This window comes from Proteus sp. G2626, assembly GCF_009915985.1.
GTDB classification, from domain to species: domain Bacteria; phylum Pseudomonadota; class Gammaproteobacteria; order Enterobacterales; family Enterobacteriaceae; genus Proteus; species Proteus vulgaris.
In genome coordinates this window covers 36,669-53,057 of the sequence record NZ_JAABNH010000026.1, presented here as the reverse complement: position 1 = coordinate 53,057, position 16,389 = coordinate 36,669, and the positions used below count along the sequence as shown (strand labels likewise).

Genomic DNA, 16,389 nt, shown 5'->3' with positions numbered 1-16,389 from the left:
TTCCCTTAAAAACCATCAAACAAGCGTTCTTCAAGTTGCTCTACTTGCTCTTTTAATTTTGCGAGAAAACGTAATTTTCTCACATTATCAGCAGCAATATCCCAAGTTTGGCTATCTAGCGTTTTGACCATTTCGTCATAGCGTACTGTGTACATTTTTTCTAAACGCATAGAAAAATCAGCTAACAAACTTTCGGCATCAGCACTGTGCTCAATGTTATCCAGCTCTTCGCGTAATGAGAGTTGCTCCATTAAAAATGCAGTATCGTGCATTGTTTGTTGCTCATTGGCAATATCGATACCGTGTAATGAGAGTATGTATTCAGCTCTAGAGAGTGGATTTTTTAAGGTTTGATAAGCCTGATTGATAGTTGAAGCAAACGAGATAGCTTGAACCTGCTCTTTATCAGATTTACCCGCAAAACGGTCTGGATGATACTGACGTTGCATATCTTGATAACGTGTAACAAGTTGCTGTTTATCAATATCAAAACAATTAGGCATGCCTAATAGTGTGAAATAGTCCATACATCTACTCTTGGATTAATTAACGTTAATACCGTGTTTTAACATAAATTACACGGTGAAGCTTTCACCACAACCACACTCATTTGATACATTGGGGTTGTTAAATTTAAAGCCTTCGTTTAATCCTTCTTTGACGAAATCAAGCTCAGTTCCATCTAAATAGACCATGCTTTTACCATCAATGATAACTTTCACACCTTTGTCTTCAAAAACAGTATCTTCGTCATTGATGACATCAGCAAATTCAAGAACATAAGCCATTCCAGAACAACCGGATGTTCTTACGCCTAAACGCAAACCTTCACCTTTACCACGATTAGACAGGAAAGAGCGAACACGATTAGCGGCGGATTCTGTAAGGGAAATTGACATGGCACACCTCACTCATAAAGAACGAAAGCGGATACTGAAAAAAAGCTTCAGCATCCGCCAATATTTTATTTTTTTATTATAAAAGACAATTACTTGCCTTGGCGTTTGCTTTTATAGTCTGCAATCGCTGCTTTTATTGCATCTTCAGCAAGAATTGAACAGTGAATTTTCACGGGTGGCAATTCTAACTCTTCGGCAATGGCGGTATTCTTGATGGATTCGGCTTCATCTAGTGTTTTGCCTTTCATCCATTCTGTCACCAATGAACTTGATGCAATCGCTGAACCACAACCATAAGTTTTAAAACGTGCATCTTCAATTACACCGTTATCATCAACTTTGATTTGTAATTTCATGACGTCACCACAAGCGGGTGCACCTACCATACCACTTCCTACAGAAGGGTCGTTGTTATCAAATGAGCCCACGTTACGAGGGTTTTCATAATGATCAATTACTTTATCGCTATAAGCCATGATTTAACTCCTGAAAACGTCTGATTAATGGTGAGACCATTCGATACTGTTGATATCAACACCTTGTTTATGCATATCCCAAAGTGGCGAAAGATCACGTAGGCGACCGATAGCACTGTGGATTTGTTTAATTGCATAATCTATTTCTTCTTCTGTGGTGAAACGCCCCAGAGAGAAGCGAATAGAACTGTGTGCAAGTTCATCAGTTAACCCTAAAGCACGCAGTACATAAGAAGGTTCTAAACTTGCTGAAGTACAGGCTGAACCTGAAGAAACAGCAAGATCTTTCAGTGCCATCATTAATGATTCACCTTCAACATAGTTGAAACTTACATTAAGAATATTTGGCGCAGTGTGTTCTAAAGAACCGTTGATATAAACTTCTTCAATATCTTTAATGCCATTCCACAAACGCAAACGTAATTCGTTTAAACGTTTAGTTTCATCAGCCATTTCTTCTTTCAAAATACGGTAAGCTTCGCCCATACCCACAATTTGGTGAACAGCTAATGTACCTGAACGCATACCACGCTCATGTCCGCCACCATGCATTTGTGCTTCTAAACGAATGCGAGGTTTACGACGAACATAAAGCGCACCAATTCCCATAGGGCCGTAAACTTTATGCGCAGAAAGAGAAAGTAAATCAACTTTTAACTTAGAAAGATCAATAGGTAGTTTACCAACGCTTTGTGTTGCATCTACGTGGTAAATAATTCCTTTGCTACGGCATAATTCACCGATAGCAGCAATATCTTGAACAACACCAATTTCGTTGTTTACATGCATGATAGAAACTAAAATTGTATCTTCACGCATCGCGTCTTCAAGTTCTTTAAGGTCTATCAGACCATCACTTTTTGGTGCTAAATAAGTGACTTCAAAACCTTCACGCTCAAGTTGGCGACAAGTATCTAAAATCGCTTTATGTTCAGTTTTTGAAGTGATGATGTGCTTACCTTTTTTCTGGTAAAAGTTAGCAACACCTTTTAGTGCAAGATTGTCAGCTTCAGTTGCACCTGATGTGAATACAATTTCACGAGGATCAGCACCGATTAAATCAGCAATCTGATTACGTGCGATATCAATAGCTTCTTCTGCTTGCCAACCAAAACGGTGTGAACGAGAGGCTGGGTTACCAAAAATGCCATCAATAGTTAGGCATTGCATCATTTTTTCAGCAACTCGTGGATCAACAGGAGTGGTTGCCGAATAGTCTAGATAAATGGGTAATTTCATTGCTCACTAACTCCAAAGACGACGGATCTTCTTTAATAATTTTGTTTTTGCCTACCTAGAGATCGCCGTTAAACTCGCATATTAACAATGGTTTCTTGTAAACGACCATTGATAGCATGGCGTTTTTCATTGTCTTGACGATCGGCGACATCCATAACCTCTTCGTTATTCACTAACTCTTCAAGGCTGATACTGCTTAGGAAACTGGTTATACGATCACTTAAATCACGCCACAAAGTATGAGTCAGGCAACGATCGCCACCTTGACAACCTTCTTTGTTACCCTGACAACGGGTAGCATCGACAGATTCATCAACCGCAGAAATAACTTGAGCAACAAAAATTTGCCCAGCATCACGGCCTAATAAATAGCCACCACCAGGACCACGAACACTTGCGACTAATTCATTTTTACGCAAACGCGAGAAAAGCTGCTCAAGATAAGAAAGGGAAATCCCTTGACGCTCTGAAATATCAGCGAGGGGGACAGGACCTTGCTGTGAATGCAATGCAACATCAAGCATTGCAGTAACTGCGTAACGCCCTTTTGATGTCAGTCTCATAACAAATACTCCGTGGTGAACAATAATCAAATTGTGTCATTCCCGAGTAATTTAGTCAACTATTTATCCGAGTGTTTTAGTCAAGTATTATACTCAGACAAACGTTGACTTAAGTTAATCAACTTTGCCCTCTATTTCTTAGCCCATTTCTCAACTGATGTTAGAATACCACGTAAGATATGAAGCTCTTGTGTTTCTGGACGTGCACGCGTAAATAGACGGCGTAAACGGCTCATCACTTGCCCTGGATGTTTAGGGCGAATAAAGCCAGACTCATTAAGTACCTGCTCTAGGTGAACATAAAAACGTTCAATATCCTCTGCGGGTGGATAATCAATCTCTGATAGGTTATTTTCCTCTTGTTTTTCTTCTTGAGCAAGTGCTGCCATTCGAATTTCATAACAAACAAGCTGAACAGCCATCGCTAAATTTAAAGAGCCATATTCTGGATTAGTCGGAACATACAGATGAAAATCACATTTTTGTAATTCTTCATTAGTTAACCCCGTACGTTCACGACCAAAAATTACTGCAACGGGTTTATTTTGAGCTTCCATAACACAGCGTTCACCACATTCACGTGGTGCAAGCATTGGCCAAGAAAGTGTACGGCTACGGGCACTTGTTCCTATGACTAAACCACAGCCTTCAATCGCTTCATCGATACTATTAACAATATGTGCATTGCCAATAACATCACTTGCACCTGCTGATAGGGCAATAGAATGTGAATCTGGTTTTTCTTTTGGATTAACAAAATAAAGATTAGTTAATCCCATAGTTTTCATAGCTCGAGCTGTGGAGCCCATATTGCCTGTATGCGAGGTTTCTACAAGGATGATGCGAATATTTTCTAACATTGATTTCTTGTTAATTGCTTTGTGATCCATCTATTTTATCACAATTGTAGCCAGAAACACGAATGCCTGTTATACTCTCGCACGTTTTTTTATCCCCGTTCTTTAACATCTTGTGGAAGATAACCATGCATCCGATGCTGAATATTGCCATACGTGCCGCACGTAAGGCTGGTAATTTAATCGCCAAAAATTACGAAAATCCTGAATCTGTAGAAACTAATCAGAAAGGTACCAATGATTTTGTCACTAATGTTGACCGTGACGCAGAACAAGCAATCATTGAAATCATCCGTAAATCTTATCCAAAACACACCATTATTACGGAAGAAAGTGGCGAGTTACTCGGTGAAGATCACGACATACAATGGGTTATTGATCCACTTGATGGCACGACTAACTTCATTAAACGTCTTCCACACTTCTCTGTTTCTATCGCTGTACGCATTAAAGGCCGTACTGAAGTGGCTGTTGTTTATGATCCTATGCGCAATGAATTATTCTCAGCCGTTCGTGGTCAAGGCGCTCAATTAAATGGTTATCGTCTACGTGGCTCTAATGCTCGTGATTTAGATGGTGCTGTTCTTGCAACTGGTTTCCCATTCAAAAGTAAACAACATTCAGCTGCTTATATGAACATGTTAGGTAAACTGTTTGTTCCTTGTGCTGATTTCCGTCGTACAGGTTCAGCAGCTTTAGATTTAGCTTATGTTGCCGCTGGCCGTGTTGATGGTTTTTTTGAGATTGGCTTAAAACCTTGGGATTTCTTAGGCGGTGAGTTAATTGCTCGTGAAGCAGGTGCTATCGTTTCTGACTTTACTGGTAACCACGGCTACCTACAAACAGGTAATATTGTTGCTGGTAACCCACGTGTCGTTAGAGCATTATTAGCTGAAATTCGTAGCGAATTAACAGATGCGTTAAAACGTTAATTTGTCGGTAAAAATAACGATAAAAACATAAAGAAAAAGGCCATTACAGTAAAATGTAATGGCCTTTTTTCTTACCTATTTATTCGCTTCTCATTATATTAATAGCTCACTCACTGACAATCTGCTGATGTCTAGTGCTATTTTGTCCAATAATGGTGATGTCATTTCTTGCTTATCAATAAATAGAAAAACTTTTCGGATTATCACAACCTCTAGTATTTGCCTAATAACCACATGAGTTCGAATAATAGAGGAATTAGGTATTTTGAGGCTGTACTTTGGGTCTGATCAACATCGCAGGGATCGTTAGAGCTGCCATTAACCAGAAAATTAATGATTCTTGATTTGGGAGTTTTTCATATAGCCAACCCGATATAATCGTCATAATGGCAATACTGCCGCCCATTGCTAAAGCGGAATATACAGCTTGCAGACGAATAATTTCGTGTTCTTGGCGGGCGCTAATAAAACGCATTGCAGCTAAATGGCATACTGTAAACGTACCACTATGTAAGATTTGAACGACAATAAGTGCGGGTAATGCGGTAAAACTTCCCATTAATCCCCAACGTAAAAGCCCTGCAAAAGCAGAAAGTAGCAGTAAATCCCTTGCACTCCACCGGCGGAATAAACGGTGACTGAGCATAAAAACGATAACTTCAGATACCACACCTAATGACCAAAGATAACCAATTGTTGCAGTGTCGTACCCTGCCTTTTCCCAATAAAGCGCGCTAAAGCCATAATAGGCGGCATGCGCCCCTTGCAGTAGAGAAACACATAACAAAAAGCGCCAAACAGGCCCATCAGAAATGAGTTTCATAAAAGACACATTACTGTGTTTTGCTTTTTTCACCTTACCTTGAGGCATGACTTTAGGGCGAAGCATCGATGTAAGAAATAATGCAAGGGTACTGGCAATCAATCCATAAAGAATGATGGGATGCCCAAAAGCGTCAATTAAGATCCCCAACAATGATGAGCTAATAATAAAAGCAATTGAGCCCCAAACGCGGATTTTTCCATAATCAAAGGGGAATTGTTTTTGCCAAGTACCAGCCAGAGAGTCTCCTAAAGGCACCATAGGTGAAAAGAATACGTTAAACCCAGTCATCACAAAGAATAACCATGCCCAATGGTTGCCCATCATAAATGCAACAGTAAAGAGTAATGAGAGAAAGGCGAATAATCGTAATGCGGTGATAAGTTTTGATGGATCTTTTACCGCGGGCGTTAAAATTAGGCTACCGACAAAACGTGCAGTTAAACCTACACCTAATAACAGACCTATCATTGCAGGATCGACACCTTCTCCTTTTAACCATATTGACCAAAATGGTAAAAAGATACCGTATGAGAAGAAATACGTAAAATAATCTAAGGCAAGCCACAATGTTGATGGAATAACCATCCAATCCCCCATTTTTAAGATGCAAAAAAACCCGCCAAGAACAAGTTCTCGAAGCGGGCTTGTACAACGGGTTTTATTATATCGTTACAAACTTATGCGTAAACTGGAAATTTAGCGCAGATATCCAAGACTTTTTGTTTCACTTTCTCAATGTTCGCTTCATCATTGATATTATCAAGGACATCACACATCCAACCGGCTAATTCACGAGCTTCCGCTTCTTTAAAACCACGACGTGTAATTGCTGGAGAACCGATACGAACACCTGAAGTCACAAATGGGCTACGTGGATCATTGGGTACACTGTTTTTGTTAACAGTGATGTTTGCACGACCGAGCGCCGCATCTGCATCTTTACCTGTAATATCTTTATCGACTAAGTCTAATAAAAATAGGTGGTTTTCAGTTCCGCCAGACACTACTTTATAACCGCGTTCTAAGAAAACGTCTACCATTGCTTTCGCGTTTTTAGCAACTTGTTGCTGATAAACTTTAAATTCTGGTTCCATCGCTTCTTTTAATGCAACCGCTTTACCTGCAATAACGTGCATTAAAGGCCCGCCTTGAGAGCCTGGGAACACCGCTGAGTTCAGTTTTTTATAGAACTCTTCATCGCCACCTTTAGCAAGGATCAGACCACCACGTGGTCCAGCTAATGTTTTATGCGTTGTTGTAGTAACAACGTGAGCATGAGGAACTGGGTTAGGATAAACACCCGCAGCAATCATACCCGCAACGTGTGCCATATCAACAAACAGATAAGCACCAATGCTATCTGCGATTTCACGCATCTTAGCCCAATCAACCAAACCAGAATAAGCAGAGAATCCACCAATGATCATTTTTGGTTGATGTTTTTTAGCTTGGACCGCGATATCGTCGTAATCAATTTTACCTGATTCATCAATACCATAAGGTACGATGTTATATAGTTTACCAGAGAAGTTAACTGGTGAACCATGAGTTAAGTGACCGCCTTGTGCTAAATTCATACCTAATACAGTATCACCCGGTTTTAACAATGCCATGTAAACAGCCGCATTCGCTTGTGAACCGGAGTGAGGTTGTACGTTAGCATAGTCAGCACCAAATAATGCTTTTGCACGATCGATTGCCAGTTGCTCTACAACATCCACATACTCACAACCACCGTAGTAACGTTTACCCGGATAGCCTTCAGCATATTTATTTGTCAGCTGAGATCCCTGCGCCTGCATAACACGAGGACTAGTATAGTTTTCAGAAGCAATAAGTTCGATGTGCTCTTCTTGACGAGTCACTTCACCTTCCATTGCATTCCATAATTCTGGATCGTAATCAGCAATATTCATTTCACGTTTTAACATTCAGATCTCCTGACTCAGCTAACTTCACTAAAGACAAACTCCCATACGGGAGAAAGAATGGCATACAGTGTAAACTCTTTTTCTTCATTGAGATAGCCCCTAATGAAAAAATACGCAATCGTTTGCCATTCAATTATAACAGCATCTTATTACTTTTTAACAACCTCATTTTATCCTGTGCTTATTTCCCTTTTTGAGGCACATCTCGCCTTATTTTGCAAACACCCCGCATCATTCGCTAAGAATTGAGATTTTTTGTTAAAAAATAAAATCAGGGATTTACAAAATAATCAAAAAGAGATAAGTTGCATATAAAATACAATTTATAAAAATTCACAATAAACTGAAAATTTTTCAGGAGCAATTATGTTAGATGCACAAACTATCGCGACAATTAAATCAACTATTCCTCTTATAGCTAAAACAGGCCCAGCATTAACCGCACATTTTTATGATCGAATGTTCTCTCGTCATCCTGAATTAAAAGATATCTTCACCATGAGCCATCAAAATAGTGGTGCTCAACGTGAAGCCTTATTTAATGCGATATGTGCTTATGCAACAAATATTGAAAATTTACCTGCCATTTTACCCGCCGTTGAAAAAATCGCACAAAAACACGTCAGTTTAAATATTCTTCCTGAGCACTATCCCATCGTAGGTGAAAATTTATTAGCCACTATTGATGAAATGTTTAGCCCTGGGCAAGAAGTGTTAGACGCTTGGGGAGCCGCTTATCAAGTATTAGCTGATGTCTTTATCAATCGCGAAGAACAAATTTATCAACAAAAAGAACAAACAAGCGGTGGTTGGAGGGGGTTGCGAGCCTTTAAAGTCATACATAAAGTAAAACAGAGTGATGTCATTACTAGCTTTGAATTAGCACCTGAAGACGGCCTTGATATTACGCCTTATCAAGCAGGGCAGTATTTAAGCATTTATATCCGTGATGAGCGTCTTGAAAATCAAGAAATACGTCAATATTCATTAACTCAATCTTCAAATAATAAAACATACCGCATCGCAGTAAAACGCGAAGAGAAAGGTATTTTATCGAATTTTCTTCATGACTATGTTCAAGAAGGGGATATTTTACAAGTCGCCGCACCAGGGGGCGATTTTTATTTAGAGGTATCGCCAACAACTCCAGTCACCTTAATTTCAGCGGGAGTGGGTTTAACACCTATGTTATCAATGCTACACACACTTTCTGCCCATCAAGCCAATGTCAATTGGTTACATGCAGCTGAACACGGTGGTGTTCATGCCTTTAAAGATGAAGTTCATCGAGTCGGCAGTCAACTTCCACATTATCAGCAAGCGGTTTGGTATCGCACCCCACGACCTGAAGATCTCCAAAATAAAGAATATCAATTTGAAGGCCTAATGACATTAAAACAGGTTGAAGATTGGATAAGCATTCCGGATATGCATTTCTATTTTTGTGGACCATTACCTTTTATGCAGTCTGTTGCAAAACAACTTATTGAATTAGGTATTAATCGTGAAAAACTTCATTATGAATGTTTTGGTCCTCATGCTGTTATTATGCAAGATTTATAGTCAAAAAATAATCAAACCATTAATTAATACTAAACTTTAAAATAGAATAAATAAAAGCGCTGGTAGTGTTATATTTATCAGCGCTTTTGTTATTTATATCATGCTGTTTTTATGATCTATATTTATTTTCAATAGTCACGGGAGCGACATGTTTTTTCGCAGAAAATCCATACCAAATAACACTTATTAAACAGAGCGTATAACCAAATAATTCACAGCCCTCTTCCACCATATTTTTCACGGTACGGTTATAATCTTCACCTAATAATTTGTGCCATAATATTCCCATGCCAAAGAGACGAGAAAATAGCAAAATACATAATAAACCAGAAACTAACATTCCATGGCTAGGATGAGTAATAAAGTGAATTAACCCGTTTAAGGTTTTTTGACCTTCTCTAATCGCAATTGCAATACAGACAAATGCCACAGTTAATGCAAACCAAACCCAAGAACCATGTGCGATTTGATCAAATACACCATCTAACTCACGTATTAGGATGCATAAGAAGAAGCCCATAATAAGAGTAAATGCACCTCGCTGTTCACTATTTTTACAAGCTTTAATAAAAAAGAATAAGCTAATCATTGCGACAATAATTTCTTGGCCTAATTCAGTTACTGACGTTTCTGATATCCCATTATTCAGCACCAAAATATCAATAAAAATAAATCCTGTCGTGATCGCAAGTAGCCCTGCTGCGCATAAAAATAAAGCAAGACGCTTTAATAAATAATTAAACATTATGTTGCCCACACCTTAATGATTTTTTAATGTCGATGATAATAGCTTTACTTAAAAGTTATTGAATAACATTTTGTGCCTTAAAATTTATCAAAAATAGTAAAATAAATTGTTCGTTATCATCAATAGACTTATACAAAGCAGAAATAGCACTATGGGCAAAACATAAAAAAATTAATTATGTACAAAGAAAAGAAAAAGCCGGATGTTTTGATTAAAAAAACATCCGGCTTTTTTTATAAAATAAATAACACAAGTAGCTCGATTACACTATTTGATAACTAAATAGCTTCTTCGTCTTGCTCGCCAGTACGAATACGAATAACACGATTCACATCAAAAACAAAAATCTTACCATCCCCTATTTTACCTGTCTGTGCTGTTGCCATAATTGTATCAACACAAGTTTCAACAATTTCATCAGCAACAACGATTTCAATTTTCACTTTAGGTAAAAAATCGACCATGTATTCAGCACCGCGGTAAAGTTCAGTATGTCCTTTTTGACGACCAAAACCTTTCACTTCAGTGACAGTCATTCCCGTGATACCCACTTCACCAAGCGCTTCTCTTACATCATCTAACTTAAACGGCTTAATTATCGCTTCAATTTTTTTCATCGTATTATCCTGCTATTACCAGTTGTGGCGACCAAAACCGCTTGTTATTGGGTATCTGCGATCTCTACCAAAATTACGACTTGTAATACGAGGCCCTACAGGGGCTTGACGTCGCTTGTATTCATTAATATCGACTAACTTTATCACTTTACGGACCGTTACTTCATCAAATCCAGCGGCAACTAAATCAGAAACAGATTTATCTTGTTCAACATAACCTTCAAGAATAGCATCCAGAATGTCATAAGGCGGTAAATTATCTTGGTCAGTTTGCCCTGGTGCTAGCTCGGCTGATGGGGGTCTCTCAATCACACGCTGAGGAATAGCCGGTGAAAGTGTATTACGGTATTTAGAAAGTTCAAAAACCAGTGTTTTAGGGACATCTTTTAATACATCGAAGCCTCCCGCCATATCACCATACAATGTCGAGTACCCCACTGCTGATTCACTTTTATTACTTGTAGTAAGTACTAAGCGACGGCGTTTATTCGACATGGCCATCAAGATCACGGCACGACAGCGAGCCTGTAAGTTTTCTTCAGTGGTATCAGCCACAGTATCTTTAAACATGGGGGCCAGCTGTGCCATAAAGGCATCAAACATCGGTTCAATAGATACCGTATCGAATTCAACACCTAATAAATCTGCTTGTTCTTTGGCATCATGAATACTCATTTCAGAAGTATAACGAAATGGCATCATGACGGCTTGAACACACTCTTTTCCTAATGCGTCAACAGCAATAGCAACTGTTAAGCCAGAATCAATCCCACCAGATAACCCTAAAATGGCTCCATTAAAACCGTTTTTAGTGACATAATCACGCGTTGCAAGCACTAATGCTTGATAAACCTGCGCTAAAGGTGAAAGTTCCGGAGCAGGATCTGCCATTGGAATAATGTTTAACTCGTCGAATTCAACAATAGCGGTCTGTTCATCAAATGCAGCTAAACGATGTGTAATAGCACCCCGTTCATCAAATACTTTTGAGCAACCATCAAATACCAACTCATCCTGACCACCAATTTGGTTAAGATAGATCACTGGAAGGTGTGTTCTTTGGCAATGTTCTTTAATGAGTTGTGTACGGACATGCGGTTTTTCACGATTATAAGGAGAAGCATTAATAGATAAAACGAGATCAGCACCTGCTTGTTTTAATGCATCAATAGGTTCATTGATCCAGATATCTTCACAAATTAACAAACCTAAGTGATAGCCTTTAAATGGTACAACACAACGCTCATTTCCTTGTTGGAAATAACGTTTTTCGTCAAACACGCCGTAATTAGGCAATTGTTGTTTGAAATAGCGTGCTTGTAACTCACCTTTATAGAAAAATGAAAGTGCGTTATAAATTTTGCCGTTTTGCCACCAAGGATGTCCAACAACAATCGCTGTTTTTTTACTTGCTTGTTCTAAACGTGTAAGTTGTGTTTCACAACGCTGTTGAAAATCAGGGCGAAATAGCAGATCTTCAGGAGAGTAACCGCATAAAGCCAGCTCAGAAAACATGACCAAATCAGCATCTTCTTGCGCTTTAACGCTAGATAACATACGTTCACAGTTACCTTCAATATCGCCAACAACCCAATTGAGTTGAGCCATTGCGAGTTTTAATTTACGACTCATAAAAATTAGTCTCTCCGCTATCTTTCGCATTAAAGGAAAGCTAGTTTAAAAATATATTCGTTATCTGAAAAGATTATTCTTTGAAATCATTCGCATCTAACTCATGACGAGATAACAATTTATAAAACTCAGTTCGATTGCGCCCAGCCATACGTGCTGCTTGAGTCACATTGCCTTTCGTCATTTGCAGTAACTTTCTCAAATAAGTCATTTCAAAATGCCCTCTTGCCTCAGCAAATGTGGGTAACGCGGTGTTTTCTCCCTGCAAGGCTTGTGTCACTAAAGCTTCACTAATCACTGGAGCCGTCGTTAAAGCAACACATTGTTCAATCACGTTAACTAATTGACGCACATTTCCGGGCCAACTTGCTGTCATTAAACATTTCATAGCATCAGTAGAAAAACTTCGGACAAAAGGCTTATGCCGTTTAGCTGATTCACGTAATAGATGATTTGCAAGAACCGGAATATCTTCAGCTCGCTCACTTAATGTCGGAATTCGTAAATTCACCACATTTAAACGATAGAACAAATCTTCACGAAATTCATTACGCTCCATCGCTTTAGGTAAATCGCGATGTGTAGCAGAAAGGATACGGACATCAATATCAATATCACGGTTGCTTCCTAATGGGCGAACTTTTCGCTCTTGCAAAACACGTAATAGTTTAACTTGTAACGCCATTGGCATATCGCCAATTTCATCTAAAAACAGCGTACCGCCTTCAGCAGCTTGAAATAGACCTTCACGACTACTCACAGCCCCTGTAAAAGCACCTTTAGCATGACCAAATAGTTCAGATTCTAGAAGTTGCTCCGGTAAGGCACCACAGTTAATAGCAATAAAAGGTTTTTTGGCTCTAGGGCTTGCACGATGAATAGCTTGAGCAAGCACTTCTTTACCAGTACCACTTTGTCCGTTAATAAGCACACTGACATCAGATTGTGCGACTAACTTTGCCTGCTCTAATAAACGTAGCATTTGTGGGCTACGTGTCACGATATCTTTTGACCACTCTTCATCTGAAACCGTGGTGACTAATTCCAACGCTTCATCAATCGCTTTGTAAAGCGCGTCACGATCCACGGGTTTCGTTAAAAAGCTAAATACTCCTTGTTGTGTTGCTGCGACTGCATCAGGAATTGAGCCATGAGCAGTCAGAATGATCACTGGCATTCCTGGTTGCTGACGCTGTATTTCAGCAAACAATGCCATACCATCCATTTCATCCATGCGTAGATCGCTAATAACAAGGTCGATTTTTTCTTTTAAGAGAAGTTTTAGTGCTTCTTGCCCACTTTCAGCGGTGAAGATATGAAAACCTTCACTTGTTAATCGCATACCAAGTAACTTTAATAACCCAGGATCGTCATCGACAAGTAAAAGATTTGCTGATTTATGGCCAGCCATGCACATTCTCCTTATTTAGATCCTGCTTCAGTCGGTTTTGAGCTTTGTGTGTCAGTGTTAGTTTTGACTGGCTCTGGTTTTACCGCCTCGGGTTTCGTAGATTCTGGTTTTGAAGGCTCTGGTTTAACCGCTGTTGCAGAAGGTTGTTTTTCCTCACCCTTTGGCTTCTCTGTTATCGATTGCGTCGAAACGGGTTTTTCAGCTGGCTTTTCACCGGCAGGCTTTTCTATTTCAGTAGATGTACTCTCCGTTAAATCGTCATTTTGTGATAACGAATCAACAGAGCCACTTTGCTTTCTATTCGATAACTGTCGTTCGATTTGGGTCAGGCTTTCAAGCTTTTTCAGTGTGAGATTTAGCTCATGTCCTAACGCATTATTCTCTTTTCTTAGAGCATCAATTCGATTATCTGTTTCGGTCGTTAAACGACGAAAACGATTCTTTTCTTCGGCTAAAGAGAGAATGAGTGTTTGATTTTCAATCCATGTCGATAATAAAACACGCATAGAGCTTGGAAATTGTAGTTTATAGCTTTCTAGTAACACGAGTTGTGTTCGACGATCAGCAACCGTCATACCTGCACGTTCTAATAAAATACTTTTATAAAACGCATCATCCCATCCCGTGACCACAACACTATTTGCTTGACGCTGTGCTTCTGTAGTCATAAGACGATTTGTACATTCAATTGTGCGTAACCAATAAAGTGCATTATTAATGCCTTCATCATAAAAAGCGCTTAATGTTTTACATTCAGCCCAGCGGTAATCAATCGTTTGTTGTTTAACGACGGGCACTTCAGGCTCAGGTTCTAACGATGCTGTGAGTGACTTTGGCGTACATCCTGAAAGAACCAGTGGAAGCATAATAAACAAGACATATTGTTTCCAATTTAATGCGATTTTTCTAGTTGATGCAGGAGCCATAGATAACGGTTCAGTACCAAGCATCTTTTTATTTATTTTTTTATACTCATGGTGAGGAGATGCTTGTATTTGTGACCTGATTTGCATTATTTATTCTCAGAAAGTAGCGGTAATTCAATACGAAAACAGACATCGGCATAGTCAGAAGGAACGACACTTAATTCACCTTCCATTCTTTTGATACAGTCATGAGCAATACTTAAACCTAAACCACTTCCTTTTACAGCCCCTTTGCGCAGTAAAGAACCTTGAAAAAAGGGCTCAAAAATCATTTTTTGTTCAGATTCAGGGATAGGCGTTCCTTTATTGGCTATATCAATCACTATCTTCTGTTCAACTTGATAACTAGAGATCCAGATATTACCTGATTCAGCACCATAGTGCACCGCATTCGAGTAGAGATTGTCGATAACTCGTGATAATAATGTCGCTTCTGCTCGACATTTTGTTAGGTTAAGTGAAATTATCGTTTTGATCTCTTTTGCTCGAGCGGGTAAGCTGTGCGCTAATACCACATCATTCACTAAATGAGTTAAATCGACTTCTTCAATTTGCTGAGGAACCTCAGAAAGTTTACGATTATAATCAAGCAGTTGTTCAATCAGTAACTGTAACTGCTTACTACTATTATCAAGAATAGAAACCACTTCTTTTTGATCAAGCGTTAAAGGCCCCGCAACTTCATCAGCTAATAATTCTGTACCTTCTCGCATACTCGCAAGCGGTGTTTTTAACTCATGAGAAATATGACGTAAAAACTCATGACGTTGTGATTCAAGCCATGCTAATCGTTCACTTAACCAAATAATACGTTGAGCTAACGATCGAAGTTCCCGAGGGCCTTGAAAAGCATCTAAATTATTACTCAGCGTTCTCCCTTCTCCCAATCGATTGATCATCTTCTCTATCCCTTTAACGGGGCCGATAATCATTCGAGTAAATAGTGCGATGAGGATCAAACTGAAAACGAACACAATAAGACTTTGCCAGCCGAAATAGCGTCCTTTCTCGGCAATTGCCATCTGGAGTTGTTCGCCACGGCTAAAAATAATCTCTTTTGTTAGTACCACAATACGGTTATTGGCATAAGAGAACTGCTCTAGGGCTTGTTGCATCTCTTTCGTGGGCTCACTACTTTCACATTGAATAGACTTTAGCGTTTCAAGCGAAGTATTAAGCACATCGGCTTCTTTAGATGCAGAAAGAGGAATAATGGTTTGCTTTAATGTTGAGAAAAGTTTGGTATATTGCTGATAACGTTGTTGATACATATCGTCATCGGTCTTATCTCGTAAAACACAATAACGACGATAGTTTCCTTCCATCTCAATAGCTAAATTTCGCATGACTTCACTGCGTTCAGTGTCGGCCAAAGCATTTTTATTCGTGATGGCAGCTTGATTACTTAATTGATCGAGACTTTGATAAGCTTGATAAGCAAGTACCAGTAAAGGTAATAGCACCATCCAAAATGCCATGATTACGAGCTGTCTTAAAGAACGAGGAAAAATACGCCACTTTTTCAATGAAATCATCTCAACACCTATTAGAGTAATGCGATGCTACATGACTTGATAACAAGAAAAAAGTCCGACATTAGAAAATCAGGTAAGGATAACAAACACAAGCGAGAAAATATGACAGGCTCTAGAAGTGGGAGAGCGGAATATCTTACTGAGATATTCCGCTCGTCAATATTTCATCTCTTTTTTCTCTAAAAGAGAATGAAGGTGGTGCCTCACTCCACGTGTCGCCCTATGTTTGATAAG

16 protein-coding genes are annotated in these 16,389 nt (G+C 39.1%); 2 read left to right on the top strand and 14 right to left on the bottom strand.

What is annotated here, in order from left to right; genetic code table 11:
• Nucleotides 1–5: 5 nt before the first annotated feature.
• From hscB to trmJ, 6 genes are all read right to left on the bottom strand, one after another.
• Complete coding sequence (gene hscB / locus GWJ05_RS11300) at nt 6–527, bottom strand: co-chaperone HscB (RefSeq protein ID WP_036935399.1); 522 nt, start codon at nt 525–527, stop codon at nt 6–8.
• A gap of 48 nt (nt 528–575) precedes the next feature.
• Nucleotides 576–899, bottom strand: coding sequence for an iron-sulfur cluster assembly protein IscA (iscA, locus tag GWJ05_RS11295; protein ID WP_036935396.1), 324 nt, complete (start codon nt 897–899; stop codon nt 576–578).
• Nucleotides 900–988: 89 nt separating this feature from the next.
• Nucleotides 989–1,375: a Fe-S cluster assembly scaffold IscU gene (gene iscU / locus GWJ05_RS11290; protein WP_036935393.1), complete on the bottom strand. Its 387-nt coding sequence runs from the start codon at nt 1,373–1,375 to the stop codon at nt 989–991.
• 24 nt (nt 1,376–1,399) lie between these two features.
• Nucleotides 1,400–2,614 carry an IscS subfamily cysteine desulfurase gene (locus tag GWJ05_RS11285; RefSeq protein WP_036935390.1) on the bottom strand — a complete coding sequence of 405 codons (1,215 nt, stop codon included), beginning with the start codon at nt 2,612–2,614 and terminating at the stop codon, nt 1,400–1,402.
• Nucleotides 2,615–2,682: 68 nt separating this feature from the next.
• On the bottom strand, nt 2,683–3,177 hold the full coding sequence (gene iscR, locus GWJ05_RS11280; RefSeq protein ID WP_006533450.1) for a Fe-S cluster assembly transcriptional regulator IscR: 495 nt from the start codon (nt 3,175–3,177) through the stop codon (nt 2,683–2,685).
• Nucleotides 3,178–3,308: 131 nt separating this feature from the next.
• Entirely contained in the window at nt 3,309–4,037 is a 729-nt protein-coding gene (gene trmJ / locus GWJ05_RS11275; protein ID WP_036935388.1) for a tRNA (cytosine(32)/uridine(32)-2'-O)-methyltransferase TrmJ, read from the bottom strand.
• Nucleotides 4,038–4,162: 125 nt separating this feature from the next.
• Here trmJ and suhB point away from each other — a divergent pair, with 125 nt between their 5' ends.
• On the top strand, nt 4,163–4,966 hold the full coding sequence (gene suhB / locus GWJ05_RS11270) for an inositol-1-monophosphatase (RefSeq protein WP_023581619.1): 804 nt from the start codon (nt 4,163–4,165) through the stop codon (nt 4,964–4,966).
• A gap of 256 nt (nt 4,967–5,222) precedes the next feature.
• On the opposite strand, the gene GWJ05_RS11265 is transcribed toward suhB, so the two are convergent.
• On the bottom strand, nt 5,223–6,377 hold the full coding sequence (locus tag GWJ05_RS11265; RefSeq protein WP_036935384.1) for a 3-phenylpropionate MFS transporter: 1,155 nt from the start codon (nt 6,375–6,377) through the stop codon (nt 5,223–5,225).
• Nucleotides 6,378–6,469: 92 nt separating this feature from the next.
• Complete coding sequence (glyA, locus tag GWJ05_RS11260) at nt 6,470–7,723, bottom strand: serine hydroxymethyltransferase (protein WP_036935382.1); 1,254 nt, start codon at nt 7,721–7,723, stop codon at nt 6,470–6,472.
• Between the two features lie 366 nt (nt 7,724–8,089).
• Here glyA and hmpA point away from each other — a divergent pair, with 366 nt between their 5' ends.
• Nucleotides 8,090–9,286, top strand: a complete 1,197-nt coding sequence (hmpA, locus tag GWJ05_RS11255; RefSeq protein ID WP_036935379.1) for an NO-inducible flavohemoprotein — start codon at nt 8,090–8,092, stop codon at nt 9,284–9,286.
• Between the two features lie 109 nt (nt 9,287–9,395).
• On the opposite strand, the gene GWJ05_RS11250 is transcribed toward hmpA, so the two are convergent.
• The 6 genes from GWJ05_RS11250 to GWJ05_RS11225 form a co-directional block, all read right to left on the bottom strand.
• Nucleotides 9,396–10,043, bottom strand: coding sequence for a hypothetical protein (locus GWJ05_RS11250; RefSeq protein ID WP_036935377.1), 648 nt, complete (start codon nt 10,041–10,043; stop codon nt 9,396–9,398).
• 269 nt (nt 10,044–10,312) lie between these two features.
• Nucleotides 10,313–10,651 (bottom strand): nitrogen regulatory protein P-II, encoded by a 339-nt coding sequence (gene glnB, locus GWJ05_RS11245; protein ID WP_036935374.1) that lies wholly within the window; start codon nt 10,649–10,651, stop codon nt 10,313–10,315.
• 15 nt (nt 10,652–10,666) lie between these two features.
• The gene (locus tag GWJ05_RS11240; RefSeq protein WP_036935372.1) at nt 10,667–12,283 is read right to left on the bottom strand and encodes an NAD+ synthase; all 1,617 of its coding nucleotides are present in this window, start codon (nt 12,281–12,283) and stop codon (nt 10,667–10,669) included.
• A gap of 73 nt (nt 12,284–12,356) precedes the next feature.
• Nucleotides 12,357–13,694 (bottom strand): two-component system response regulator GlrR, encoded by a 1,338-nt coding sequence (gene glrR / locus GWJ05_RS11235; RefSeq protein ID WP_087803278.1) that lies wholly within the window; start codon nt 13,692–13,694, stop codon nt 12,357–12,359.
• Nucleotides 13,695–13,705: 11 nt separating this feature from the next.
• A complete protein-coding gene (qseG, locus tag GWJ05_RS11230; RefSeq protein ID WP_231135590.1) occupies nt 13,706–14,707 on the bottom strand; it encodes a two-component system QseEF-associated lipoprotein QseG in 1,002 nt (333 codons plus the stop codon).
• Complete coding sequence (locus GWJ05_RS11225) at nt 14,707–16,155, bottom strand: sensor histidine kinase (RefSeq protein WP_036935367.1); 1,449 nt, start codon at nt 16,153–16,155, stop codon at nt 14,707–14,709. The genes qseG and GWJ05_RS11225 overlap by 1 nt, the downstream gene beginning before the upstream one ends.
• Nucleotides 16,156–16,389: the final 234 nt, after the last annotated feature.